Genomic DNA, 26105 nt, shown 5'->3' on the forward strand with positions numbered 1-26105 from the left:
GATCCGGGATTCTCAACCCCCAACGAGAGACCCGGAGCCCTGAGCGGACATCCATGCGGCTGTGCACCGGCCCCGTGTGGATGTCCGCTGATTTTTTTTGTTTTCCGGTTTTTCCACTCCAGCCAGCACGTTCATTGCCGCTTGCCGCGCGCGACTTCGTCGCCGGCGCCGGGCGGCAACCGTCGCGTGATCGGAATCGACGCGAACGAACACAGCCCGACCACGACGAACGCGGGCCAGAAATCCGACCACACCATCGTCGTGTGCCCCTGCAGCCAGTGCGACACGTGCAGCACGAGGCCGGCGACGGTTACGCCGAGCCCGAGCGACATCTGCTGCACGACACTGCCGAGGCTCGTCGCGCGGCCTGCATCGGCCTGCGAAATATCCGCGTAGATCATCGAATTCAGGCTCGTGAACTGCAGAGCGGGGAAGATGCCGCCGACCAGCACGATCGTCCAGATCGCCCAGGTCGCCATGCCCGGATGGAACACGCCGTAGGCGGCGATCGCGAGCCCGGCGAACGCGGCGTTATAGATCAGCACCGTGCGAAAACCGAAGCGCCGCAGCGTATGAGTAGCCGTCGATCGGCTCACCGCGCCCCCGAGCGCGGACGCGCAGGTGATCAGCCCGGAATGGAACGCGCTCATCCCGAGGCCTTCCTGCAGCGCGAGCGGCAGCAGGAACGGCACCGCGCCAAGGCCGATACGGAACAGCGATCCGCCGACCACGCTCGCGTGGTAGGTCGGTATCCTCAGGAAACTGAGGTCGAGCACCGGACGCGTCTTGCGGCGCGCGTACGGCACGTAGAGCGCGAGCATCGCCGCGCCGGCCGCGCACATCAGCAGCGCGTTGCCGCGCGACGTGAGCGAACCGTCGATCAGCGTGAGGCCCATCAGCAGCAGCGCGGCGCCGCTCGCGGACAGCAGGAAGCCGAACCAGTCGAGCGGGCCGGGATCGGCCTCGTGCGTGTTCGCGATGTGCTTGCTCGCGAGGTAGATCCCGTAGATGCCGATCGGCACGTTGATGAAGAAGATCATCCGCCAGTGCAGGTAGGTCGTGATGAAGCCGCCGACGAGCGGCCCGACCGTCGGCCCGAACAGCGCGGGAATCGCGAGGTAGTTCATCGCGCGCACGAGATCGGAGCGCGGCACCGCGCGGAAGATGATGATCCGGCCCACCGGCACCATCATCGCGCCGCCGACGCCCTGCACGAAGCGCGCGAACGTCAGCAGGCCGAGCGAGTTGGAGGCGGCGCACATCAGCGAGCCGGCGACGAAGATGCCGATCGCGGTGCGGAAGACGGAGCGCGCGCTGAAGCGGTCGGCAAGCCATCCGCAGATCGGAATGAATACGCCGAGGCCGACCACGTAGGCCGTGATCGCAATGTTCAGTGTGACGGGATTGTGCCCGAAGTCCCTCGCCATCGCGGGCAGTGCGGTGACGATGATGTTCGCGTCGACGCTTTCCATGAACAACGCACAGGCAACGATGAGCGGTGCTAGAAAGACGGGCGACATGGGCAGGGCGCGCGGTAAAGACGCCATTATGCCCACAATGTGGTCGTTGCGTCACGCGGGACAACGGTCGTTCCGCATGTTGCAACAGTCGTTCCTGTTACCGCGCATGCGGGAAGAGACGACCGGGGTGGCGTGTGCGGTACATGACACGACATATGACGCGCGCCCGCGGCGGCGGCGGCGAAACTTGCGTGCGATGCGCGTTTCGTGCGACAGTCGGAACTCATCTGCGACACACAACGACGCGCATCGATCGACGGCCATCGAGACGAGCGCACGCGCGAACGAGACCCCTGCCGAACCATTCTTCATCGAAAGGAGGGGACACGTCATGACGTCACGCCGTGCCGCATCGATCGCATCGCATCCTGCCTCGCATCCGTCCATTCCCGCGCCGCGTCTGCGCTGGGCCGCCGTTCTCGCCGTCGCTTACCTCGCCGTCGCCGGTTGTGCGGCGCAGGCCGACAGCGCGAATCAACCCTCGATGCAGGCGGCCAGCCCGCCCGCCGCGGCGACGCTCGCGAGCCCGGCTTCCGGCACGCTGCTGCCGCCGCCGAGCCAGCTCTACGGCGACCTGTTCGTCGCGGTTCAGACGGCGCAAATCTATCCCGATCAGAAGACCTTCGTCGACGCGACGCCCAATACCGATCCGGCGACGATCGTACAGTTGTATCAGCAACAGAAGTCGCAGCCCGGCTTCTCGCTGAAGGCGTTCGTCGACCAGCACTTCACGCCGCCGCCGGAGGGCGGCGTCACGCCGCCCGCGAACCAGACGCTGCGCCAGCACATCGACTGGCTGTGGCCGCAGCTCACGCGCACCACCACGACGGTGCCGCCGTACAGCTCGCTGATCGCGATGCCGAAGCCGTACGTGGTGCCCGGCGGCCGCTTCCGCGAAGGCTACTACTGGGATACCTATTTCACGATGCTCGGGCTGCAGGTGTCGGGGCGCGAGGATCTCGTCGACGACATGCTCGACAACTTCGCGTATCTGATCGACACGGTCGGCCACATCCCGAACGGCAACCGCACGTACTACGCGAGCCGCTCGCAGCCGCCGTTCTTCGCATACATGGTCACGCTCGCCGCGCAGGTCGAAGGCGACAAGGTCTATCAGAAATACCTGCCGGCGCTGCGCAAGGAACATGCGTACTGGATGCAGGGCGAAACCACGACGCCGCGCGGGCAGGCCGCGCGCAACGTGGTCGCGATGCCGGACGGCGCGGTGCTGAACCGCTACTGGGACGCGAGCGACACGCCGCGCGACGAGTCGTATCTCGAGGACGTGACGACCGCGAAGTCCGTGCCGAATCGGCCGGCGAACGAGGTGTACCGCGACTTGCGCGCGGGCGCCGAAAGCGGCTGGGACTACAGCTCGCGCTGGTTCGGCGACGGCAAGACGCTCGGCACGATCCGCACGACGTCGATCGTGCCGGTCGACCTGAACAGCCTGATGTTCCATCTCGAGACGACGATCGTGAAGGGCTGCGCGGTCACGCGCGACATCGCGTGCGTGGCGGATTTCTCCGGGCGGGCGGCGCGGCGCGCGGCGGCGATCAATCACTATCTGTGGAATCGCCGCGGCTATTACGGCGACTACGACTGGCAGTTGCGCAAGCCGCGCGACGGGGTGACGGCGGCGGCGCTGTATCCGCTGTTCGCGGGCGTCGCCTGGCCCGAACGCGCGAAGGCGACCGCGCGCGAAGTGCGCAAGACGCTGCTGCAACCGGGCGGCCTCGCGACGACGACCGAGAACACCGGCCAGCAATGGGACGCGCCGAACGGCTGGGCGCCGCTGCAGTGGATCGCGATCGACGGGCTGCGCCGCTATGGCGAACCGGCGCTCGCGAAGGACATCGGCACGCGCTTCCTGGCCGACGTGAAGCATGTGTATGCGACCGAAGGCAAGCTCGTCGAGAAGTACGTGGTCGAGGGCGCCGGCGAGGGCGGCGGCGGTGGCGGCGAATATCCGCTGCAGGACGGCTTCGGCTGGACCAACGGCGTCACGCTGAAACTGCTCGGGCTGTATGGCGAGTGACAGGCCGCGTGCGTTGAACGCAGGCACGTAACCCGGCATGGCGGACACGGGCCGGACGGCCGCGCGCGCGGCGAGCCGGCCCGTGTCGTACGCACGGATGTCAGAACGTGATCGTCGTGCGCACGCCGACCACCGTTTCATCGCCGATGCGCGCGCCGGCCTCGTTCGGGTTCGGGATGCCGCCGCCCGGCCGGAAGAAGTGCTGCAGGTCGGCCTGCAACTGCCACCACGGCGCGACCTGGTACTGGTAGGTCGCCTCGATCACCGTTTCCGCGCGGCGCACCGGATAGCCGGGCGTCGCATACGTGCCGGTGTCGCCGTCGAGCGCACGCGCATGCGAACCGATCTTCGCGTAGCCGATCGCGATGCCGGCCGTATCGTCGTCGCGGCCCTTGAACGGCGCCTTGAGCGTTACGCCCGCATTCGCCGCGAAATCGACGACGTTGCGATCGCCCGGCGCGCCCATCACGCGCGCGAACACGCCGATTGAACGCGGGCTGTCCGCCGACGGCCGCCACACCATCTGATCCGCGACCGCATAGAAACCGTAGTTGCCGCGATGCGTGGCGGGGATTCCGTTGCTGGCCGGATTCGCGAGCGACAGCCCGTCGGTGCCGACGCGCGGATCGTTCGTGTGTTGCGACTGATACCAGAAGCCGAGCTTGTACGTCCCCGGCAGGCCGGCCGGTTGCGGCGCCTTCGGGTCGGCGGGCGGTGCGTTCAGCGCGTACTGGAGCTCGCCGATCACGAACGCGCCGCTGCGCAGGTTGAAGTTGGTGCCGTGCGCGTTCAGCACTTGCGCGTCGCCGTCGCTGCGGCCGGCCGGGTTGCCGTCGAACACGCCGACCATCGCGGTCCACGCGTCGGCCGGCTTCACCCGCAGCCGCACGCCGAGCGACGACAGCGGATACGCGGGGCCGCCGGACGGCAGGTCGGTGGCCGGCAGCACGGGCCAGCCGAACGTCGCGTTCATGAACGTCGCCGCGTACTGGCTCACCATGAATTCCTGGTCGACGCTTTGCTGGCCCACCCGCACGTCCGCCTTGCCGGCGAGGAACGCCTGCTGGTACCAGAGCTCCCACAGCCGCGTGGTCGAATTCGCCTCGACGCCGGTCGCGGTCTGCAGTGTCTGCAGATAGCGCTGCGTGAGGTTGGTGCCGTGAATCTGCAGCGCCGACACGTTGAAGGTGCCGCCCGGCAGCCCGATCGCCTTGTCCGTATCGACGTTGAAGCCGAATTGCGTGAGGCCCTGGTAGGCGCCGCCGCGCTGCGTGCCGCCTGCGGCGTTGTACAGGTATTCGCTGGTTTCCTGCAGGTTCAGCGTGACGCCGTGATCGCCGAGCACGTCGCGCAGGCCGCCCATGTTGCCGAACAGGTTCGAGCGCTCCCAGAAACCGGTGGGCGCGGGCGCGGCAGCATCGGCGGCCTGTGCGGGGGCGGCGTCGCTGACGCCGGACGCCGGTTCGGCCGCGGCGGCCGACGACGTCGATTGCGCGAATGCGGGCGCGGCGGCGAGCGACAGCAGCAGCGCGGCGAGCGCATCGAGGCGCGGTGTACGCGGTGCGGATTCGAAGCGATTCTTCATGCGGGCTCCGTTGTTTGATTGATTAGTGAGACTGAAGAAATGGGCACGTGAAGCGATGCAGCGGGCGCGGACAGCGGCGCGCACGGATGCGCGCGTTGCGCGCCGCCGGTCATGGCAGCCAGCCGCCGATGCGCCATACGTGCGCGAAGCCGAGGCGCGATGCGGCGACGCAGAGCAGCGCAACGAGCGCGACGGCGGTCGCCATCGCGCCGATCAGCACGCAGTCGAGCACGCGCAGTGCTGCCGGCAGGTGCGCGAGCGCGCTGCCGCGCCGGTGGCCGAACGCATTGGCGAGCGGCGCAAGGAGCGATGCCGGCGAGCGGCCGGACGCGACATGGACGAGTCGCTTGAGTCTGGCCGCGAACGATTGAAAGAACATGACGAACCTCCGTCCGGTCCGGCGCATGCCGGACGACGTGACCGAGCGCGGGGGCATGACGCGGCCCGCGATCGGCGGTTGGAACGTAACGGAGCGTGCGACGGACGAGCCGGACATGCCGGCACCGGGGGAAGCGCGCTAACCCGACGAATGCGAGCGAGCGGCGAATGACATGCGTCTTGCTGCTATCTCGCGATGGCTTGGCCGGCCTGGGCCGGCATCGAACTGCAACTGGAGCATGTGTCCACGAAGGGACTCCCTCGATGAATTGGGGCGGATTGTAGTCGCGAGTTTTGCTGCGGCGCAAGCAAAAAAAGCAGCGGCGTTGCGCCTGGTGGACCGGCTGCGCCAGCGCGTCGCGGGCCGGCCGTGGCCCGGCGCGACCGCGTGTCGGCGGCCCGTGGCGACTGTTGCTCGCGCGCATCGGCGGCGCGCGTCATGCGGCGCATTGAAAGGTTGCGGCGCGTCATTTCGGGCGCGAATCTTTCAGCGTGCAAGGCACGGAAAAAATATTCCACGGAGCGGGTGCCGGAGGGTTGACTTCCGTTTCGGCCGGTTCATAAAATCCGGCATCTTCACTCTTGGGGCCGCCGCCTTGGACGCCTGCAGTAGTCGATCTTCGAACGAAATTTCCGCCTGAGCGACCGACGTCCGCGCCTCAATCGAAGCCGCCGTTTGTCACCCAGGCAAACGGTGCGCGCAGCAGTATTCCGCAGCAACTCCCTACGTGCACCCTGATTCGCGCCGGTTAGCGTGATGCATTCGCGCATGCGCCATCCGGTTTCGCCGCCGCCCGGCGCGCGGCCGCGTTCGCGCATGCGTTTCGCATGCATCCGAACGGCGGCCCGCGCCGGACGGCGGTCAACCGTGTTCTCCGGAACACCGTACAGGAGCCGCCATGAACGACAGTGACAGTTGTCCCTTATGCCCGTTGCACCAACAGACCCTTTTGAACCCGGGTCGCAGGGACATGCCGGCCGACTAGCCTGACACGTCGTTCAGGCCCCGGACTGGCCCCGCGCCCACCACGCGGCCGGCACGCATGCCGGTGCCGCCAGGAGCCAGACCATGAACTTCGGCCTTCTGCTGTCGAACCTCCCGCACGTCGCGGAATCGCGTCCGCATTACGACGCGATGCTGACGCTCGATGCACGTCCGCGGGTGTTCTCCCGTTTGCTGAACCACCTTAAATCGTTGCTCCACTGAAGAAGCGCCGAGCGCGTCTCGGCATGCGCGCACGGCGTCGGTCCGCGCGCGCATTCCAAGGCCACACGCTTGCCGGATAAAAAAACCAGTCGTACGGAATTCATCATGTCCACGCCATCGAACGTCTCTCCACCGATCGCCGTCGAACGCAGCGCCGTGCTCGACGAAGCCCACCTGGGCGACATCCGCGGCGCGCTCGGCACCATCGCGCACCACGACACCGCCGCGCGCCGCACGTGGTGGGCGCGTCTGCGCACGCTGCTCGCGATCATCGGCCCCGGCCTGATCGTGATGGTCGGCGACAACGACGCCGGCGCATTCGGCACCTACACGCAGGCCGGCCAGAACTACGGCACGACGCTGCTGTGGACGCTGCTGCTGCTCGTGCCGGTGCTGTACGTGAACCAGGAAATGGTGCTGCGTCTCGGCGCGGTCACCGGCGTCGGCCATGCGCGCCTGATCTTCGAGCGCTTCGGCAAGTTCTGGGGCGCGTTCAGCGTGATCGACCTGTTCCTGCTCAACGCGCTGACGATCGTCACCGAGTTCATCGGCATCACGTTCGTGCTGGCTTTCTTCGGGCTCCCGAAGGTCGCGGGCGTGTGCGTGGCGGCAGCCTTGACGATGGCGGCGGTGAGTACCGGCGACTTCCGGCGTTTCGAGCGGTTCGCGATCGTGCTGTGCGTGATGAGCCTGCTGCTGGTGCCGGTGCTCGTGTCGATCCACCCGCCGGTGGCGCAGATGTCGCGCGACTTCTTCGTGCCGAACTGGCCCGCGCACGCGAAGCTGTCCGACGTGATGCTGCTCGTGATCGGCATCGTCGGCACCACGGTCGCGCCATGGCAGCTGTTCTTCCAGCAGAGCTACGTGATCGACAAGCGCATCACGCCGCGCTTCATGAAGTACGAGAAGGTCGATCTGTGGATCGGCATCGCATTCGTGCTGATCGGCGCGGTCGCGATGATCGGCTTCAGCGCCGCGCTGTTCGGCGGCCATCCGGAGGCGGGCGGTTTCACCGACGCGGGCGGCGTGATCGCGGGCCTCGAGAAGTACGCGGGCCACACGAGCGCGACGCTGTTCGCGGTAGCGCTGCTCGACGCGTGCATCATCGGCGCGGCGGCGGTGTCGCTGTCGACCGCGTACGCGATCGGCGACGTGTTCAAGATCCGCCATTCGCTGCATCGCGGCGTGTCCGATGCGAAGGGCTTCTATCTCGTCTACTTCGGCATCGTCGCGGCCGCTGCGGCGCTCGTGCTGATTCCGGGCAGCCCGCTCGGCCTGCTGACCGAAGCGGTGCAGACGCTCGCGGGCGTGCTGCTGCCGAGCGCGACCGTGTTCCTGCTCGTGCTGTGCAACGATCGCCAGGTGCTCGGCCCGTGGGTCAACTCGACGAAGCTCAACGTGTTCACGGGCGCGGTGATCTGGGTGCTCGTGCTGCTGTCGATCATCCTGACCGCATCGGTGATGTATCCGGACATCAGCGGCGAAGCGATCGTCGACGTGCTGGTCGGCGGCACCGTGCTGGCGATTGCCGGTTATCTCGCGACGGTGCTGATTCGCCGCAACAAGCGCGTCGTCGAACCGGGCATCGATCGCGCGCTGCGCGAAACCTGGCGCATGCCGCCGCTCGATTCTCTCGAGCCGCAGAACATGACGGTCGCGACACGCGTGTGGATGGCCGTGCTGCGCGGTTATCTGGTGATCGCCGTCGGTCTCGTGATCGTCAAGGTCGTGCAGATGACGCTGCTGAAGTAACGCCGCGCGGCGTCATCGCCAGATGTGAGCACATGCCGGCCCGTGAGGCCGGCATGTGCGTTTTCGCGGGCGCGTCGCGCGCGTGTCAGATCAACTCGAGCTTCGACGTCAGGTACGTGAGCTGGATCCGGTTCGCGACGCCGAAGCGCTTGCGCAGCTTGCGCAGGTGATAGTCGACGTTGTGCGCGCTGGTGTCGAGGCGCCGGCCGATCTCCTTGTCCGACGCGCCTTCCGCGATGCCCAGCAGCAGTTCCTGCTCGAACGGCGTGAGCCCGTTCACCGCGCGTTCGCGCGATGTCGCGATCAGTTGCGGCGACGCGAACTTGTGCACCGACAGCCCGATCGACAGCGCCTGCTCGATCGTCGAAGGCGTGATCCACTCGCGCGTGCGGCGCGGCGCGGTGAAGCTCATGAACGCGTGCAGCCGCGTGCCGGGCACCGCCATCGAATACATGATGCCGCTGCACATGCCGTCGTCCTGCATCGTCTGCAGGAAGCCGTCGAGCGCCGCCGGCGTCACGCACGGGCCGTCGTCGCGTTCGCGGTGTTCGCGCCGCAGCTGCTGGAGGTCCCACACGATCGGCATGTTGCATACGCGCGCGCCGAGCGTGCGCGGATCGATGTCGTGATGGTTGTGCCGCACGTAGTCGCCGCGATAGGTGGACGGCGTGAACGCCTCGTGCAGGTAGAGACTTTCGACGCGCTCGCGCGAGAATTCGAGCGCGAAGTACGCGAACGTCGAGAAGCCCGTCAGATGCAGCAGGCTCGTGACGATCCGGTTGCGTTCCGCGGTGCTCTGCGCGTGTGCGAGCGTATCGGCGACGCCGAGCTTCGGCGCGTGCGGCTGCTCGATGTCGCCGCGCTTGACGTCGTCGCACCAGACGACCTGCACCTGGCGTTCTCTCGACACGTCGGCGCAGGCGGGCGTCCGCCGCGACGCACGGGCCAGTGTTGGGGCGACCGCTTCTTCTTGCATTGCAATATCGGACATGAGCCATCCCTCGGAATCGACGCGCATCGCGTGGCGGCAGCCGTGTCGTGCACGGCGCTCGCGACGATGCGATCGAGCATCTTTATGATATGCGCCGATCATCATCCAGACGAAACGCGGGGGCATTGTACAAAAATGCCTGTGTACGCGTAATATGCCGTAATACTAATTCGGGCGAAAGGTTCATATTCGCACCGGTATAGAGATGACCAGAAAATCATAAAGAAAAGACCAGATCGTGACGGGGCAGGTTCACATATTGGGAAAGGGTGGGCTCCTCATGACATATGCTGACGACGCACCACGCGTCGAGTGGTTCTCGCAAGCCGATATCGCGGTCGCTGCCGCTTATTCGAAAGAAATTCATGCAATCGAACGCGACGTTTTTACCGGCATTCAATTCGTGCCCGGTAAATCCGACCTCGCCCCCGTCGATTTCGCCCAATGCCATGCCCGATTGCGGCAAATCGGTTTCAGCACGCTCGGTTACGGCGCGTATGAAATGATCGGGCGGCGCATCCTGTGCGCGCATCTGCTGCGCGACCTCGCGCCCGTGACGTTCATGCAGCCGTATATCGAAGGCATGCTCTACGAGAACGACCCGCGTTTCGCCCAGGTGCGGCAAAGCGGCTTTCCGGTCGCGTGGCGGCTCGACGAGATCGAGTCGGCCGCGCAGGGCAGCGGCGACCGCAAGGTGCTCGCGCTGGCGGGCCATCTGCGTGCGCATGCCATGAACAGCGGCGTGATCTTCAGCCTGTCGGCACCGCGGCTCGATCTGCGCGTCGCGGTGAACGTCACGTCGGAAGCGCACGGCACCGAATGGATCGACGATCGCGTGATCGGCGGCGCGCTGTCGGTGAGCCTCGCCGTGCATCGCGTCGCGCTGCCGTTCCTCGAGGCGCGCATCGCGCGCATGCGCGGCTTCGCGCTCGGCGACGAGCAGCAGCAGGTGCTCGAACGGCTCGTGCACGGGCTGTCCGACCAGGAGATCGCGAGCGCGCTGCGCACGTCGCTGCACAAGGTCGGGCACCATATTCGTTCGCTCGAAAAACTCTTCAACGTCCGGAATCGAGCACAGCTCGCGTATCTCGCCGCACGCCGTCTGGAGTCCTGACCCTGTCAACGCGCGCGGCGTCTGCCGCGCGATGGAAGCGGTTCCGGCGATGCGTGCGAGCGAGGGTCGCCGGGTTTCGTAGTCGGCTCGAATCGTCGCCGGAAAACCGCCGCGCCGCTACGAGGCGCATCCGTTTTCGCGCGGTTTCGCGTCGCTACACTCGTCCCATTCAACGGTCCGCGCGACACGGGGCATGACCGCCCGTGCCCGCCGGCGACAACGACAGGACGACGGCACGATGGCAGAACCGAAGGCGCTCCCTCGCGACTGGCAGCGGATCTTCTCCGCCGGCCGCAGCGTGTCCGGGCGACGTCTCGGGGCATCGCCGCGCGCCGACCTGTTTCTCGCCGGGTTCATCGTGTCGGTGGTCGCGCTGTTCATCCTGCCGCTGCCGCAAGCCGCGCTCGACGGGATGATCTCGCTGAACCTCGCCGCGAGCGTCGTGCTGCTCACGGTGTCGACCTACGTGCCGTCGGCGGTCAGCTTCTCGTCGTTTCCCGCGCTGCTGCTGTTCACGACACTGTTCCGGCTCGCGCTGAACATCGCGTCGTGCAAGCTGATCCTGCTGCATGCAAACGCTGGCCACGTGATCGACGCGTTCGGCCGGCTCGTGGTCGGCAACAACGTCGTGGTGGGCGGCGTGGTGTTCCTCGTGATCGCGGTCGTGCAGTTCATCGTGATCGCGAAGGGCTCCGAACGGGTCGCGGAAGTCGGCGCACGCTTCTCGCTCGACGCGATGCCGGGCAAGCAGATGAGCATCGACGCGGACCTGCGCGCGGGCATCATCAGCGCCGACGAAGCGCGCGAGCGCCGCGAGAAGCTCGAGCAGGAATCGCAGATGCACGGCGCGATGGACGGCGCGATGAAGTTCGTGAAGGGCGACGCGATCGCGGGCCTCGTGATCGCGTTCATCAACATCGTCGCGGGTATCGCGGTCGGCACGCTGATGCACGGGATGGACATCGGCGAAGCACTGCAACGTTACGCGATCCTGACCGTCGGCGACGGGATGGCGTCGCAGATCCCGTCGCTGCTGGTGTCGATCGCGGCGGGCATCGTGACGACGCGCGTCGCGACGCGCGACACGCGGCAGCGCCAGCTCGGCGAGCAACTCGGCGAGCAGCTCGGCGCGCATCCGCGCGCGCTGCTGATCGCGGCGCTGGTGCTGGCGGGCTTTCTCGTCGTGCCCGGTTTTCCGAAGTGGTCGTTCGCGCTGATCGCGATCGGCCTCGGCGCGTTCGCGTTCACGCAGTTGAAACGCAAAACGACCGCGCCGAGCTTCAACCTGATACATATCGCGGGCCGCATCGGCGCGACCGACGACGGCCAGCCCGCAAAGGTGTCGCACGCGGCGGGCGTCACGTCGCTGATCGCGGTGTCGTTGTCGGACGATCTGCGCACGACGCTGAACCTCGCGCAGTTGCAGGCGGCGCTGTCGAGCGCGAAGGCGCGCGTTGACGCGGACATCGGCACGGTGTTTCCGCGCATCACGCTGAACGACGACGAGGGTGCGCCGGCCGGCACGTACCGCATCTACCTGCAGGACGTGCTCGCCGCGCAGGGTGCGCTGAAGCCGGGCTGGCTGCTGTGGGACGGCGTCGCGCCGTTGCCGGAGCGCGCGGAGCGCCAGCCGGCCGAGGCATTCGGTCCGTTCGCGACCGCGCTGTGGATCAAGCCCGACGGCGCGGCGCCGGAAGGCAAGTGGCTCACGAGCGAAGGCGCGCTCGCCGCGCACGTCGAACAGATCGTGCGCCAGCATGCGGATGAACTCATCGGCATCCAGGAAACGCAGGCGCTCGTGCATCTGGTGCGCCGCGAGCATCCGGAACTCGTCGGCGAACTCACGCGGCTCGTGCCGCTGCAGCGCGTGACCGAGGTGCTGCGCCGGCTGCTTGCCGAGCAGGTGCCGATCCGCAATCTGCGCGTGATTTTCGAGAGCCTGATCACCTGGGCGCCGAATGAACCGGACGACGTGATCGCGCTGGTCGAGCTGGTGCGCGTCGACCTGCGCCGGATGATCACCGATCGTCATGCGGGCGCCGCAAGGCAACTGCGCGTCGTGCTGTTCGAGCAGAACCTGCAGGAGCGCATCGAGAACGCGGTGATGCGCACGAAACAGGGCAATTTCCTCGCGCTGTCGAGCGCGATCAAGCAGGACATCGGCGAGCAGGTGCGCGCGATCGTGCAGGCCGCGACGTCGGCGCAGGCGGCCGGCGCGGGCGGCCACGGCAACCCGCAAGGCGCGGCACGCCTTGCGGTGATGGTCGCGCTCGGCGCGCGCCGCTACGTGAAGACGATCCTGCAGCCGGTGCTGCCCGACCTCGCGGTGCTGTCGTATCAGGAAATCGAAGAGGACGTGCAGCTGCACACGGTCGGCTGGGTGAAGAACCCGCCCGACGACGGCACGCTCGGCGCGGGCGCCGGCGTGCGCACGCCGGGAGTCGCGCAATGACGAGCTCGACGATCCTCGACCTGACGCGGCAGGCGCTGATGCTGGTGCTGCTGCTGTCGCTGCCGATCGTGCTGATCGCCACCGTCACCGGCCTGGTCGTCGCGATCCTGCAGGCCGTCACGCAGGTGCAGGACGCCAACATCGGCATCGCGGTGCGGCTGATCGCCGTGATGGTCGCGCTCGTGCTGCTGTCGGGCTGGCTCGGCAGCGAGGTGCTGCGCTTCGCGCAGCAGGCGCTGGAACGCATGTTCGTTTCTTCCACAGGAGTGCTTTGATGCGTCGACGCGTCGCCCCGATCCGGTTTCAACCGCGCCGCCTGCAACGGGCCGCGCTCGCCATGTGCGCGACGGCGCTGCTCACGGCATCGCTGTGCATGACGGTCGCGCATCCGGCGCGCGCGGCCGACCTGCGCTGGCGCAACAAGCCGTTCACGATCGTCGCGAACGGCAAGAAGATCGGTGACTTCATTCGCGAACTCGCGTCGTCGCAGGGCGTGACGGCCGTGGTCGATCCGAAAGTCGACGGCGTGATCAGCGGCCGTTTCTCGGGCACGCCGCAGCAGACGCTCGACACGATCTGCTCGACCTACGGTCTCACGTGGTACTACGACGGCTCGTTCCTGTACGTCGACCCGGCCGACCAGTCGCAGACGCAGATGATCCCGATTCCGCCGAACTCGGCCGGCGAGATCGGCCGCGCGCTGCAGGCGATGCAGATTCCCGACAAGCGCTACACGCTCGTGATCAACGATCGCGCGAACAGCGTGTACGTGGCCGGCCCGCGCCGCTACGTGGAGCTCGTGCGGCAGGCGGTCGGCTCGGTCGGCGATCCGTCGGCGAACGGCGCGCATGCGGACATCCGCGCGTTCCGGCTCAAGTACGGCTGGGCGTCCGACTTCACGATCAACCGCTCGGGCAAGGAAGTGACGGTGCCGGGCGTCGCGACGATCCTGCGCCGGCTGTTCGGCAAGGGCGGCGGCACGAACGAACTGCCGTCGAGCACGCCGCTCGGGCAGGCGGCGCGCCAGGTGAAGCTCGGCTCGGGGCTGACCATCGCGGTGCCGCGGCTCGATTTCCCGGACATTTCCGGCGGCCCGCGGCAGGGCGGCTATGGTGGCGCGGACGGCAGCGCGGGCGGTTTTTCGCCGTTCTCGAATGGCGGCGGTGGCGACACGCTGCCTCAGATCGTCGCCGATCCCGCGATCAACGCGGTGATCGTGCGCGACCTGCCGGAAAACATGTACCGCTACCAGTCGCTGATCAATCAGCTCGACGAGCGGCCGCGCATCGTCGAGATCAACGTGACGATCATCGACATCAACGAGGATTCGCTCGACAGCCTCGGGATCGACTGGCGCCTGCACACGACGCACGGCGACGTGCAGATCGGCAACGGCCAGAACCCGCTGAACGGCAACACGCAGTACAACGGCGCGGGCAATCCGCCGCTGACGTTCGGCATCGGCACGTCGGAAACCGGGCAGACCGGCACCTTCATGCCGACCGGCATCGCGCTGACCGCGTCGATCGGCGGGTCGTTGCGCAACTACCTGCTCACGCGCGTGAACGCGCTCGCGCAGAAGGGGCAGGCGCAGCTGCGCTCGAAGCCGAAGGTGCTCGCGCTCGACAACACCGAGGCCATTCTCGAGAACCTCACGCAGTTCTACGTGCAGGTGCCGGGCTACCAGGATTCGTCGCTGTACAGCGTGACGACCGGCACCAGCATCAAGGTGACGCCGATGATCGTCGACGAGGCGATCCGCAACGCGGCCGCCGTGTCCGGCAATCCGCAGAGCGTGATGATGTCGATCGACATCCAGGACGGCAACATCGTGCCGGGGCAGGCCGTGTCGAACGTGCCGGTGATTCAGCAGCGCAACATCGTCACGAAGACGATGATCGACGAAGGCAAGAGCCTGCTGATCGCGGGTTTCAACGACGACGAGGTGCGGCTGAACAAGAGCGGCGTGCCGTGGCTGTCGGACATTCCGCTGATCGGCAACCTGTTCAAGTACACCGACAAGTCGGGCAACCACATGGAGCGGTTCTATCTGCTGACGCCGCGCGTGGTGACGACCGCGTCGATGTACGCGCCGGACGGCTCGCCGGTGAATCCGGGCGTGGACGGGCCAGCCGGTTCGGACGGCACGTCGATGTATCGCCCGCCGGACAACGACATCGCGGTGCCGCTCACGCCCGCGCCGCTGCCCGGCACGAAGTTCGGCCCGCCCGCGCTGCCGCCGCCGAAGGATTCGGCCGCGCAGCCCGTGGCGACGACCGCAGGAGCGTCCACTCATGTCGACGACCATCATTGATCCGCACGGCGACGGCGCTTTGCCCGGCGGCGCCGGCGCGGGGTCGGCCGCCCTCGCGTCGCCGTGGAACGTGTGCTTCCTCAGCGGACCGATGTACGGCCGCACGATGTCGCTCGCGCGCGGCGCGAACTGGGTCGGCACCGCGGCCGACTGCGAGGTGATCCTGCCCGATCGCGAGATCGGCGCGAAACAGGTGTGCCTGCAGGTCGGCGCGCTCGCGGTGACGGTGCAGAACCACGGTGGCGACGGCGGCGCGCCCGTGCTGTTCAACGACGAGCCGCTCGGCGCGGGCCGCCGCTCGATGACGCCGCAGGACGTCGTGACGGTCGGCTCGATCAAGCTCGGGATCGCGCGTCACGCGCAGGCGAGCGTCGCGGTGCCCGACGAGGCCGACGCGCCGGATGCCGCGCGCGAGGCCGCCTGGCTCGGCTGGCTCACCGGCGGGCTGCGGCGTCTGGGCAGCCGGCGGCTCGTGATCGCGGTCGTCGCGCTGTGGATCGGCGTGCTGCTCGGCGCGCTAGGTTACGGTTTCGTCGCGTGGTCGGGGCGCCTGCCTTGGCAACACGAATCGGTGCTCGCGCGCACGCACCGGCTGCAGCAACTGCTGCACGCGTATCCGGAGCTCGCCGTCGCGCCGCGCGACGACGGCGTGATCGTGTCGGGTTACGTGAGCGACCCGGTCGCGCGGGAACGCGTCGCGCAGATCGTCGCGGGCGTCGACAACGCGGCGCTCGGCAACATCTACGTGGTCAGCGATCTCGTCGCGACCGCGCAGACGTATTTCAGCGATACGGCACTGACGGTCACCTATCTGGGCCGCGGGCGGATCGAATTGACGGGCGCGGCCGAGCGCGCGCAGATCGAGCCGCGCATCCGCAACTACATGAAGGATGCGCGTCCGGCGCTGGAGGTGGTCGACCACGTGCGCGACGCCGATGCCGCCGCGCCGCGCACCGCGACGACGCTTGGCGGCGTCGCGGGAATTCCGGAGATCACGACGGTGTTCGCGGGCGACGGCGACCAGCGTTACATCGAGACGGCCGACGGCAGCCGCTATTTCGAAGGGGCGCGGCTGAAGGAAGGGCCGACCGTCGTGTCGATCGGACCGGACGAAGTCGTGTTCGAGCGCAACGGCCAGCGCATCACGATGCCGCTGGGCGGCCCGTCCGCGAGCGCGCCCGAGCGGGTGCCAGCACCGCCCGTGCCGCCGCTCGCGAGCGGCGCGGCGACCGGTGTCGCGCAGCCGGTGCCAGGGCCGACGCTGCTGCCAGATGTGGCGGCGCCGGCCGTCGGGGCGGCCGGCGCATCGAAGGAGGCGGCGCACTAGCGCCGCGACAGGATCTGCGCATCGCGCGTCGCGCGGTGCGCGCATTACGCGACACGCCGCGCGCATGCGGCGCGTCACGTCGCCGGTGGGGCATGGGGCCGCCGCCGGAATGTGGATGATGTCTTTACGCAAAGGAGCGAAATATGGGTGCCTCAGCAGCCGGTGGTCCGAACGACACGACCCAGGTCCAACAGCAGGCGGACGACCTGACCAAGACGCAACTCGAACTGACGAAGATCAACTTCCAGGTCCAGCAGTCGACCGCGACGTTCGAAACCAGTAACGCAGTGACCGCGCAGGAAGGGACGGCGAACGCCCAGGTTGCGCAACACCTGAGTTCCGCCGGCCGCGCATGACGCCGGTCGCCGGCCGTGCCGCGCGACGCCACATGCCGGGGCCGCCCGTGACGGGTGCCCGGCGGGGCGCACGCGTGTGCCGGCCGGCTCGTTTCCGGCTCTGCCGGTCAAGGAGGACACGATCATGTCGGTAACAGGCGTAGGCGCGGCGCCGCCGGGCGCAGCCGCGCTCGCGGGCGCCGTGCAGCAGGCGGGCGCGGCGTCCGATCCGGCGCAGGTGCGCCAGTTCGATGCGTTGATGCAGGCGGGCGCGTCGCCGGCCGCAACGTCGCCGTCGGCGTCCGGCGTCGCGATGTCGCGCGTGTCGGCCGATGCGGCGCCGGCGGTGCAGATGACGCCCGCGCAGGCCAACCAGTCGTCGCTCGTCGAGCGGTTGCGCACGTACGGCAACGATCTCGACACGCGGTACGCGAACATCGACAAGCATCGCACCGAGATGCTGACGTCGATGGCGGACAACCGCAGCGATCCGCTGATGACGATGGTGAAGGCGATGGATTTCCAGTGGACGGCGACCACGACGATTTCCGAATACCAGTTGAGCCTGTCGGTCGCGCAGGCGGCGAACGGCTTCACGCACACGGTGCTGAAGACGCAGGAGTGACGAAGGCCGGTGCGTGTGCCTGAAGCGGCCGCGCGCCCTGAAGCGGACAAACGATGACGACGATCGATTCGACGCCGCGCATGCATGCGTGGCGCAGCCGGGCAGCGCGCGCGCTGCTCGCGGGACTGCTCGCGCTGCTCGCCGGCTGCCAGAAGGAGCTGTACTCCGGCCTGTCGGAGCGCGATGCGAACCAGATGGTCGCCGTGCTCGGCGATGCGGGCATCAGCGCGTCGAAGGACAACGACGCGCGCGACACGTCGGATCGCAACGCATGGCAGGTGAGCGTCGCGGACGGCGACATGCAGTCGGCGCTCACCGTGCTGCAGGCGAACGGGCTGCCGAAGCCGAGCTATGCGAGCCTCGGCGAGCTGTTCCAGAAGCAGGGCCTCGTGTCGACGCCGGCCGAGGAGCGCGTGCGCTACCTGTACGGCGTGTCGCAGGACCTGTCGCGCACGCTGCAGGACATCGAGGGCGTGGTGGTCGCGCGCGTGCAGGTCGTGATTCCGGAGAACGATCCGCTCGCGGACAAGATCAAGCCGTCGTCGGCGGCCGTGTACATCCGCTATCGGCCCGGCGTGGATCTGCGCGCGATGGCGCCGATGGTCAAGGATCTCGTCGCGCACAGCATCGAGGGGCTGCAGTACGACAACGTGTCGCTGTTCCTGCAGCCGGCCGCCGCGCGCACCACGCGGGTGGACGGCATCGGCAGCGCCGTGTCGGACATCCTGCGGCTGCGCTCGCCGCTCGGCTGGCTGGTGTTCGCGCTGATCCTGCTGACCTGCGCGGTGATCGCGCTGTCGGCCGCACGGCGCGGGATGTTCGGCGCGCGGCTCGCCGCGCTGGTCGGCACGCCGCGCGGCGCGAACGCCACCGGCGGTGCATCCGCGTCGTCGGGCGGCGGCCTGCGCACGCCGGACGGCGCGCGCGACGGCGCATGAGCGACCCTGCCGCGCTGCCGCCGATCGACCGGCCCGATGCCGCGTCGCTGCCGTGGCTGCAACCGCTCGCGCCGCCGCCCGCCGCGCGGCGCGCGGCGTTTCACGCGCTCGTCTGCGAATTCAACCTGCGGCCCGACCGCTATCTGCATGTGACGCGCGTGCCGGCCGAGTGGCCCGCGCGCTATCGGTCGCCCGACGCGTTCGGGCCGGCCGGCCGCAAGCTGCTTGCGCGCCATCTGCTCGACGTGAACGGCGTGGCCGGGCAACACGACTTCGACGTCGCGAATCCATGCGCGCGGCTTGCGCTGCTGCCCGGCGCGGCGCTCGAGCAGCTCGCGTCGTATGCGGGGTTGCTGCTGCATCGCGGCTGGCTGCGCGACGCGCTGAGCGTGCGCCGCATTCGCGCGGAGGTCGCCGCGAAGCTCGGCGGCGACGCGCTGGAGCTTGCGCTCGAGCGTGCGCCGGAATTCGGTGCGCTCGCGGACACGCTCGAACCGTGGCGTGCCGATCCGGCCGCGCTGCCCGGGGTGATCCGTGCGCGCGGCGGGCGACTGCTCGCGGATTTCGTCGGCGTGGCCGGCGATGCGGTCGCGCGGCGCGCGCGCCTGAAATTCAACCGCGCGATCGACGACGAAGCGCCGTACTGGCTGAACCGCGCGCAGCGCGACCAGTTCGGCGAATTGCTGTTCCTGTTTCTGATTCCCGAGAGGCTTGCGTCATGGGACTGGCTTTTCTGATCACGAGCGACAACCTGCAGTTGCTGTCCGAGCGCAAGGTGCTCAAGGAGCGCGAATACGCGGCGCTGCTCGATGCCTCGGCGGTGATCGCGACCGCGCGCGACGAGGCCGCGCGCATCGTCGCCGATGCGCAGCGCGAATTCGACAAGCGCCAGGCGGCGGGCTACGACGAAGGCATGCGCCGCGCGCAGCGCGAGCATGCCGCGCAGACGTATACGCAGGCGCTGGCCGCCGCGCGCACGATGGAGTCGATGAAGGATTCGATGGCCGACATCGTCGTGAAGGCCGTGCGCGCGATCGTCGGCGAGATGAGCACGCAGAAGCTGTACGAGGCCGCGCTCGCGCGGATCGCGCCGCTGGTGCGCGACGAGGCGTTCCTGATCGTGCGGGTCGCGCCGGGCCGCGAGGACGAGATGCGCGACGCGCTCGATCGCGCGTTCGCCGGACAGTCGAACCGGCAACGGATCCGCATCGTCGAGGATGCGCAACTCGAACGTCACGCGTGCACGGTCGAGACACCGTCGGGGCGCATCGACGCGAGCCTCGACCTGCAGATCGACGCGCTGCGACAGGCGATCCGCCGCGACGCGCTGAAGGGCACGACGCGATGAACGCGCCGCTCGACGATCCGCAATCCGATGGCAGCGCGCTCGACGACGATGCCGCGCCGTTCGATCGCGGCCGCCTCGTCAGCGATCTCGATGCCGGGCTCGCGTTCTTTTCGCCGGTGTCGGTGCAGGGGCGCGTCAATCACGCGGTCGGCCAGATCCTCAACGCGACCGGCATCCGCGCACGGCTCGGCGAGATCTGCGAACTGCGCACGCCGAATCAGCCGACGCTGCTCGCCGAAGTGGTCGGCTTCTCGCGGCAGACCACGCTGCTCACGCCGCTCGGCGACGTGGCCGGGCTGTCGCCGGAGACGACCGTCGTGCCGTCCGGGCGCGAGCATGTGTTTCCGGTCGGCGAAGCGCTGTTCGGCCGAGTGCTCGACGGGCTTGGCCGGCCGCTCGACGATCGCGGCCCCGTGACGGGCGCCGCGTGGGTGTCGACGCAGCAGGACCCGCCGAACCCGCTCGCGCGCAAGATGATCGACACGCCGTTCCCGACCGGCGTGCGCGTGATCGACGGCCTGATGACGCTCGGCGTCGGCCAGCGCGTGGGCATCTTCGCACCGTCGGGCGTCGGCAAGAGCACGCTGCTCGGGATGATCGCGCGCGGTGCGCAGGCCGACGTGAACGTGATCGCGCTGGTCGGCGAGCGCGGCCGCGAAGTGCGCGAGTTCATCGAGCACAGCCTGTCGCCCGAGGTGCGCGCGCGGTCGATCGTCGTCGTGTCGACGTCCGATCGCCCCGCGATGGAGCGCGTGAAATCCGCGCTGGTCGCGACCGCGATCGCCGAGCATTTCCGCGATGCGGGCAAGCGCGTGCTGCTGCTGGTCGATTCGCTCACGCGTTTCGCACGCGCGCAGCGCGAGGTCGGCCTCGCGAGCGGCGAGCCGCCGACGCGCCGCAGCTTCCCGCCGTCGACGTTCGCCGTGCTGCCGCGCCTGCTCGAACGCGCGGGGCAGGGCGCGACCGGTTCGATCACCGCGCTGTACACGGTGCTCGTCGAAGGCGATGAGGAATCCGATCCGATCGCGGAGGAAGTGCGATCGATTCTCGACGGGCACATCGTGCTGTCGCGCAAGATCGCGCTCGCGAACCGCTATCCGGCGATCGACGTGCTCGCGAGCCTGTCGCGCGTGATGCCGCTCGTCGCGAGCCGCGCGCATCAGCAATCGGCCGCGCGCGTGCGCGAGCTGATCGCGAAGTACCAGGAGATCGAGCTGCTGGTGCAGATCGGCGAGTACCGCGAAGGCAGCGACCGGCTCGGCGATCTCGCGCTGCGGGCGCGCGATGCGATCGGCGCGTTCTGCGCGCAGGCGTCGCACGAGGACGTGCGTTTCGACGCGCTGCTCGCGAAACTGACGAAACTCGCGAACGATCATGTCTGAAGCCGACGACCGTCTCGTGCTCGCGACGCTCGCGCGCCTGAAGCGCGTGCGCGAGATGCGCAGCCAGATCGCGCGCGTGGCGGCCGCGCGCCAGCAGGGCATCGCCGCGCAGAGCCGGCGCGCGCTCGATGCGGCCCATGCGCAGCTCGCGCGGCAGGTTGCCGCGAAGGCCGCGATCCAGACGCGGCTCGCCGACGACGTGCGCGAGACGCGCGCGCTGCAGAACGCCGCGGCCGACACGCGCACGTTCGATCGCCACATCGGCGTCGCGAACGCGTCCGTCAGCGAAGCCACGCACGTGCATCGCGGTCACGAGGCGACGCTCGCGGACCTGCAGCGCGCCGCCCGCAAGGCCAAGGCCGCCGAGGACAAGCTCGACAAGGCGGGCGAGAAGGCATTGCAGGCGCGTGCCGCGCGGGTCGAGCGCGATGCCGACGAAGTCGCGGATGCGCATGCGGTGCGGCGTTTCGCGACCGCCGGCGTGTGGGCGGGCGACGCGCGGGAGCACGCGTCGGGGCAGCCCGGGATGGCCGCCGCATTCGATGCGGAGATGGTGCCGCGGCCGGCGGATGCCGACATGGCGGACGGGACCGGCGCGATCGACACGCGCGACTCGACCGTTTCCGCCGACGCCCCGGCACCGGCCGCCGCGGACCGCCGATGCTAGACCACGCCGCGAACTTCAACGACATCGCCGGCACGCTGCGGCCATTGCTTTACGTGATGCCGCGCCTGCTGCCGATCATGTTCGTCGTGCCGGTGTTCAACGAGCAGATCGTCACGGGCCTCGTGCGCAACGGCATCGCGGTGGTGATCGCCGCGTTCGTCGCGCCGGTGATCGACCCGGCGCAAGTCGCCGCGCTGCCGTTCCTGATGTGGTGCCTGCTCGTCGCGAAGGAGGCGGTGGTCGGCATGCTGCTCGCGGGCGCATTCAGTGCGGTGCTGTTCGCGATCCAGGGCGTCGGCTACGTGATCGATTTCCAGACCGGCAGCGGCAGCGCCGCGTTCTTCGATCCGATGGGCGGGCACGAGGGCGGCCCGACGTCAGGGTTCCTCAATTTCGTCGCGATCGCGCTGTTCGTCACGGCGGGCGGCCTGCAGGTGCTGGTGCAGCTGTTCGCGCAGTCGTATGCGTGGTGGCCGATCGGCTCGCTCGGCCCGGATTTTTCGTCGATGCTGGAGACCTTCGTCGTGCGGCAGACCGACACGATCTTCGAATGGATGGTGAAGCTCGTCGCGCCCGTCATTATCGTGCTGGTGCTCGTCGAGCTCGGCATCGGTCTGGTCGGGCGCGCGGTGCCGCAGCTGAACATCTTCGTGTTCGCGCAGCCGGTGAAGAGCGCGCTCGCGGTGCTGATGATGGTGCTGTTCCTGCCGGTGGTGTACGCATCGCTGCATGCGCTGCTGAGCCCCGACAGCGGGCTGATGGCGTTGTTGCGCGCGCTGTTCGCCGCGCACGGCGGCGCGTGACGGCGGGCCGGAACCGGAGCGCCCATGTCCGAGAAGAATCAGCAGCCGACCGCGAAGCGCCTGCGCGAGGCGCGCCGGAAAGGCGACGTGCCGAAGAGCGCGGAGACGATCTCGTCGGCGTTCTTCGTCGGCGTATGCGTCGCGCTCGCGGTCGGGATCGGCACGCTGTTCGCGCGGCTGCAGGCGCTGTTCCGGCTCGTGTTCGATGCGGCCGGCGCGGCCGATCCGGGCGCGCGGCTCGCGGCGCTGATCGACGGCGCCGCGCGCGACTGGGCGCTGCTGTCCGCGCGGATCGTCGCGGCCGGGCTGCTGGCCGGCCTGCTCGCGGGCTTCGTGCAGGTGGGCGGCGTGATGGCGTGGAGCCGGCTCGTGCCGCAGCTGTCGCGGCTCAATCCGGCCGAGGGGCTCAAGAACATGTGGTCGATGCGCAACCTCGTGAACCTCGCGAAGATGCTGCTGAAGACCGTGCTGCTGGTCGCGACGCTCGGCTGGCTGATCGTCGAGTCGCTCGACCCGGCGGTGCAGTCCGGCTTCACGCGGCCGATGTCGATTCTCGCGCTGATCGTGAAGCTGCTGATGCTGTTGTTCGGCTGGGCCGCGCTGATCTATATCGTGATGGCGCTGATTGACATCGTGCACCAGCGCCGCGAATTCAGCCAGAAGATGAAGATGTCGATCGAGGAGGTGCGGCGCGAATACAAGGAGGACGAAGGCGATCCGCACATCGAGGCGAAGCGCCGGCAGCTCGCGCGCGAAGCGCAGTTCTCGTCGCTGCCCGACCGGATCGGCTTCGCGTCGGTGGTCGTTTATTCGTCGAGCGTCGCGGTCGCGCTCTATTACGGCGGCGTCGGCACGCTGCCGTGGGTGCTCGCGCGCGGCGAGGGCGAGGCGGCCGAACGGATCGTGCGGCTCGCGCGCGACGCGTTGCGGCCGACGCTCGCGAACGCCGGCCTCGCGCAGGCGCTGTACGAGAGCACGCCCGAAAAGGGCACGATCCAGCAGCAGCATTTCCGCGAAGTCGCGCAACTGCTGAAGTGGGCGACGGGCGCGGCATGACGAGCACGCGCCCGGCGGGCCTCGCGCGCCGGCATGCTCGCGCTGCGCCGATGCGTCGTGATATGGACCCGTTTCCTGCTCGCCACGTCGGTCGCACTTTGGGCTTGACGCCGGTTTTTTTCCGGATTTGTCCGACGTTCACCCATGAATTATTGATGATTTATTTCTTCGTAATATGGCTCGACCGTCAGCCGGGCGGCGGGCTGCGAAGTGGCGCCGCCGCTGACGGAACAGGTCAACAGAGGCAGACAAATCAATGTGCGGAATCGACGGCTTTCTGAATAGCGTCGCCTTCGATGAGGAGACAGCGCGCGGCACCCTCGCGCGAATGACGGCGAGCCTCGCGCATCGCGGGCCCGACGGGCAGGGACTCTGGGTCGACCCGGAAGCCGGTATCGCGCTCGGTCACCGGCGGCTTGCGATCGTCGATCTGTCGGTCCACGGCCGGCAGCCGATGGTATCCGCGTGCGGCCGCTACGTCATGGTCTTCAACGGCGAAATCTACAACCATCGCGAGTTGCGCGCGGAGCTCGAGCGCGCGGGTCGCGCGCCCGTGTGGCGCGGCCACTCCGACAGCGAGGTGCTGGTCGCGGCCATCGCCGCGTGGGGCGTCGACGCGACACTGCGGCGCGCGACCGGCATGTTCGCGTTCGCGCTGTGGAATCGCGCGTCGCGGGTGCTGACGCTCGCGCGCGACCGGATCGGCGAGAAGCCGCTTTACTACGGCCGGATCGGCGATGCACTCGTGTTCGCGTCGGAGCTGAAGGCGTTGCGCGGCTATCCGGGCTTCGACGGCACGATCGATCGCGACGCGCTGTGCCTGTACCTGCGCCAGTCGAGCGTGCCCGCGCCGCATACGATCTATCGCGGCATCAGCAAGCTGCCGCCGGGCTCCTTCATCCAGTTCGAGCATGCGCGCGACACGCCGCGCGTGCGAGCGTACTGGACGCTCGAGCAGGCGATCGAAGCCGGCCGCGAGCGGCCGTTCGAGGGCAGCACCGACGACGCCGTCGGGCAGCTCGACGCCGTGCTGCGCCAGGCCGTCGCGCGGCAGATGGAGGCCGACGTGCCGCTCGGCGCGTTCCTGTCGGGCGGCATCGATTCGTCGGCGATCGTCGCGCTGATGCAGGCGCAATCGGCGAACCCGGTCGACACGTTCACGATCGGCTTTCACGAGGCCGGCTACGACGAGGCCGGCTATGCGAAGGCGGTCGCGCGGCATCTCGGTACGCGCCATACCGAGCTCTACGTGACGGCCGACCATGCGCTCGGCGTCGTGCCGAAGCTGCCGGCGATCTACGACGAGCCGTTCGCCGACGCCTCGCAGATTCCGACCTTCCTGGTGTCCGAACTGACGCGCCGGCATGTGAAGGTGAGCCTGTCCGGCGACGGCGGCGACGAACTGTTCGGCGGCTATACGCGCTACTTCCTGACACCGCGTCTGTGGCGCAAGCTGCATCGCGTGCCGGCGGCGGTGCGCGCGCGGATCGCCGCCGCGCTGCATGCGCTGCGCCCCGATCATGCGGACCAGCTCGCGGCGGTCGCGCAGGGCGCATGGAGCGGCGTGGAAGCGCGCGACTCGGCGACGCGCATCGGCGACCGGCTGCACAAGCTCGGCCACGTGATGACGGCCGAGAGCCGCATCGGGCTGTACCGGCTGCTGATGTCGTCGGTGCATCATCCCGAGCGCATCGCGCTCGCCGGACAGGAGCCGCCGACGCCGCTCGATACGGTGTCCGCATGGCCCGCGCACCTGAGCTTCGCCGAGCAGGCGATGGCGATCGACACGCTCACGTACCTGCCGACCGATATCCTCGCGAAGGTCGATCGCGCGGCCATGGCGGTGAGTCTCGAGACGCGCATGCCGTTCCTCGATCATCACGTCGTCGAATTCGCATGGCGGCTGCCCGCGTCGGTGCGCTTGCCGGAAGGGCAGTCGAAAGCGCTGCTGCGCCGGCTGCTGGACCGCTACGTGCCGTCGGCGCTGATCGATCGGCCGAAGCAGGGCTTTTGCGCGCCCGTCGATCACTGGCTGCGCGGCGCGCTGCGCGACTGGGCCGACGCGCTGCTGCAGCCGTCGCGGTTGCGCGACGAGGGCTTCTTCGATGCGCAGGCCGTCGAGCGCTTGTGGCGGCAGCACCTGACGGGCCGGATGAACTGGCAGCATCAGCTGTGGACGGTGCTGATGTTCCAGGCGTGGCTGGAGCATCAGCGCGCGACGTGACGCGGGATGGCCGGGCGAGCCGCGTCACGTCGTGCGCCGTGTTCGTCGC

The 26105-nt window shown here is 68.6% G+C and carries 23 protein-coding genes; 19 read left to right on the forward strand and 4 right to left on the reverse strand.

What is annotated here, in order from left to right; genetic code table 11:
• Positions 1-131 precede the first annotated feature (131 nt).
• Positions 132-1520, reverse strand: a complete 1389-nt coding sequence (locus HW466_RS00090; protein ID WP_060348285.1) for an MFS transporter — start codon at positions 1518-1520, stop codon at positions 132-134.
• Between the two features lie 331 nt (positions 1521-1851).
• On the opposite strand from HW466_RS00090, the gene treA reads away from it, so the two are divergent.
• Complete coding sequence (gene treA, locus HW466_RS00095) at positions 1852-3558, forward strand: alpha,alpha-trehalase TreA (protein WP_059805561.1); 1707 nt, start codon at positions 1852-1854, stop codon at positions 3556-3558.
• Positions 3559-3658: 100 nt separating this feature from the next.
• Here treA and HW466_RS00100 read toward each other — a convergent pair whose 3' ends face one another.
• A complete protein-coding gene (locus HW466_RS00100) occupies positions 3659-5143 on the reverse strand; it encodes a carbohydrate porin (RefSeq protein ID WP_151004606.1) in 1485 nt (494 codons plus the stop codon).
• A 109-nt stretch (positions 5144-5252) separates the two neighbouring features.
• On the reverse strand, positions 5253-5522 hold the full coding sequence (locus HW466_RS00105; protein ID WP_060348336.1) for a hypothetical protein: 270 nt from the start codon (positions 5520-5522) through the stop codon (positions 5253-5255).
• Here HW466_RS00105 and HW466_RS00110 point away from each other — a divergent pair.
• The 3 genes from HW466_RS00110 (at position 5521) to HW466_RS00120 (ending at position 8480) form a co-directional block, all read left to right on the forward strand.
• A complete protein-coding gene (locus tag HW466_RS00110; protein ID WP_174906041.1) occupies positions 5521-5664 on the forward strand; it encodes a hypothetical protein in 144 nt (47 codons plus the stop codon). The two genes, HW466_RS00105 and HW466_RS00110, sit on opposite strands and share 2 nt — an antisense overlap.
• A 926-nt stretch (positions 5665-6590) precedes the next feature.
• Entirely contained in the window at positions 6591-6728 is a 138-nt protein-coding gene (locus HW466_RS00115; protein ID WP_170296707.1) for a hypothetical protein, read from the forward strand.
• 105 nt (positions 6729-6833) lie between these two features.
• Positions 6834-8480, forward strand: a complete 1647-nt coding sequence (locus HW466_RS00120) for an NRAMP family divalent metal transporter (RefSeq protein ID WP_151005849.1) — start codon at positions 6834-6836, stop codon at positions 8478-8480.
• Positions 8481-8565: 85 nt separating this feature from the next.
• Here the strand turns inward: HW466_RS00120 and HW466_RS00125 are convergent, their stop codons facing one another.
• On the reverse strand, positions 8566-9471 hold the full coding sequence (locus HW466_RS00125) for a helix-turn-helix transcriptional regulator (RefSeq protein ID WP_059449603.1): 906 nt from the start codon (positions 9469-9471) through the stop codon (positions 8566-8568).
• Positions 9472-9751: 280 nt separating this feature from the next.
• On the opposite strand from HW466_RS00125, the gene HW466_RS00130 reads away from it, so the two are divergent.
• From HW466_RS00130 to asnB, 15 genes are all read left to right on the forward strand, one after another.
• Positions 9752-10585, forward strand: coding sequence for a helix-turn-helix transcriptional regulator (locus HW466_RS00130; RefSeq protein WP_059792963.1), 834 nt, complete (start codon positions 9752-9754; stop codon positions 10583-10585).
• Between the two features lie 238 nt (positions 10586-10823).
• The gene (gene sctV / locus HW466_RS00135) at positions 10824-13037 is read left to right on the forward strand and encodes a type III secretion system export apparatus subunit SctV (RefSeq protein ID WP_059805844.1); all 2214 of its coding nucleotides are present in this window, start codon (positions 10824-10826) and stop codon (positions 13035-13037) included.
• A complete protein-coding gene (gene sctS / locus HW466_RS00140) occupies positions 13034-13312 on the forward strand; it encodes a type III secretion system export apparatus subunit SctS (protein WP_006751731.1) in 279 nt (92 codons plus the stop codon). The genes sctV and sctS overlap by 4 nt, the downstream gene beginning before the upstream one ends.
• Positions 13312-15351 carry a type III secretion system outer membrane ring subunit SctC gene (gene sctC, locus HW466_RS00145; RefSeq protein ID WP_059506691.1) on the forward strand — a complete coding sequence of 680 codons (2040 nt, stop codon included), beginning with the start codon at positions 13312-13314 and terminating at the stop codon, positions 15349-15351. The genes sctS and sctC overlap by 1 nt, the downstream gene beginning before the upstream one ends.
• Positions 15332-16678 carry a type III secretion system inner membrane ring subunit SctD gene (gene sctD / locus HW466_RS00150; protein ID WP_174906040.1) on the forward strand — a complete coding sequence of 449 codons (1347 nt, stop codon included), beginning with the start codon at positions 15332-15334 and terminating at the stop codon, positions 16676-16678. The genes sctC and sctD overlap by 20 nt, the downstream gene beginning before the upstream one ends.
• Positions 16679-16821: 143 nt before the next feature.
• Complete coding sequence (locus tag HW466_RS00155; protein WP_059449524.1) at positions 16822-17034, forward strand: hypothetical protein; 213 nt, start codon at positions 16822-16824, stop codon at positions 17032-17034.
• Positions 17035-17158: 124 nt separating this feature from the next.
• Positions 17159-17638 (forward strand): hypothetical protein, encoded by a 480-nt coding sequence (locus tag HW466_RS00160; RefSeq protein ID WP_174906039.1) that lies wholly within the window; start codon positions 17159-17161, stop codon positions 17636-17638.
• Between the two features lie 53 nt (positions 17639-17691).
• Positions 17692-18576, forward strand: coding sequence for a type III secretion system inner membrane ring lipoprotein SctJ (gene sctJ, locus HW466_RS00165; protein ID WP_059449526.1), 885 nt, complete (start codon positions 17692-17694; stop codon positions 18574-18576).
• On the forward strand, positions 18573-19313 hold the full coding sequence (locus HW466_RS00170; protein WP_060329862.1) for a SctK family type III secretion system sorting platform protein: 741 nt from the start codon (positions 18573-18575) through the stop codon (positions 19311-19313). The genes sctJ and HW466_RS00170 overlap by 4 nt, the downstream gene beginning before the upstream one ends.
• On the forward strand, positions 19295-19924 hold the full coding sequence (sctL, locus tag HW466_RS00175) for a type III secretion system stator protein SctL (RefSeq protein ID WP_059506696.1): 630 nt from the start codon (positions 19295-19297) through the stop codon (positions 19922-19924). The genes HW466_RS00170 and sctL overlap by 19 nt, the downstream gene beginning before the upstream one ends.
• Complete coding sequence (gene sctN, locus HW466_RS00180) at positions 19921-21306, forward strand: type III secretion system ATPase SctN (protein WP_174906101.1); 1386 nt, start codon at positions 19921-19923, stop codon at positions 21304-21306. The genes sctL and sctN overlap by 4 nt, the downstream gene beginning before the upstream one ends.
• Positions 21299-21973, forward strand: coding sequence for a hypothetical protein (locus HW466_RS00185; RefSeq protein ID WP_174906100.1), 675 nt, complete (start codon positions 21299-21301; stop codon positions 21971-21973). Before sctN ends, HW466_RS00185 begins: the two co-directional genes overlap by 8 nt.
• A complete protein-coding gene (sctT, locus tag HW466_RS00190) occupies positions 21967-22776 on the forward strand; it encodes a type III secretion system export apparatus subunit SctT (RefSeq protein ID WP_059449531.1) in 810 nt (269 codons plus the stop codon). Before HW466_RS00185 ends, sctT begins: the two co-directional genes overlap by 7 nt.
• A gap of 24 nt (positions 22777-22800) precedes the next feature.
• Complete coding sequence (locus tag HW466_RS00195; protein WP_059805586.1) at positions 22801-23832, forward strand: EscU/YscU/HrcU family type III secretion system export apparatus switch protein; 1032 nt, start codon at positions 22801-22803, stop codon at positions 23830-23832.
• 256 nt (positions 23833-24088) lie between these two features.
• On the forward strand, positions 24089-26056 hold the full coding sequence (asnB, locus tag HW466_RS00200; RefSeq protein WP_060022470.1) for an asparagine synthase (glutamine-hydrolyzing): 1968 nt from the start codon (positions 24089-24091) through the stop codon (positions 26054-26056).
• Positions 26057-26105 lie beyond the last annotated feature (49 nt).

Source organism: Burkholderia territorii (assembly GCF_902833055.1).
GTDB classification, from domain to species: domain Bacteria; phylum Pseudomonadota; class Gammaproteobacteria; order Burkholderiales; family Burkholderiaceae; genus Burkholderia; species Burkholderia territorii.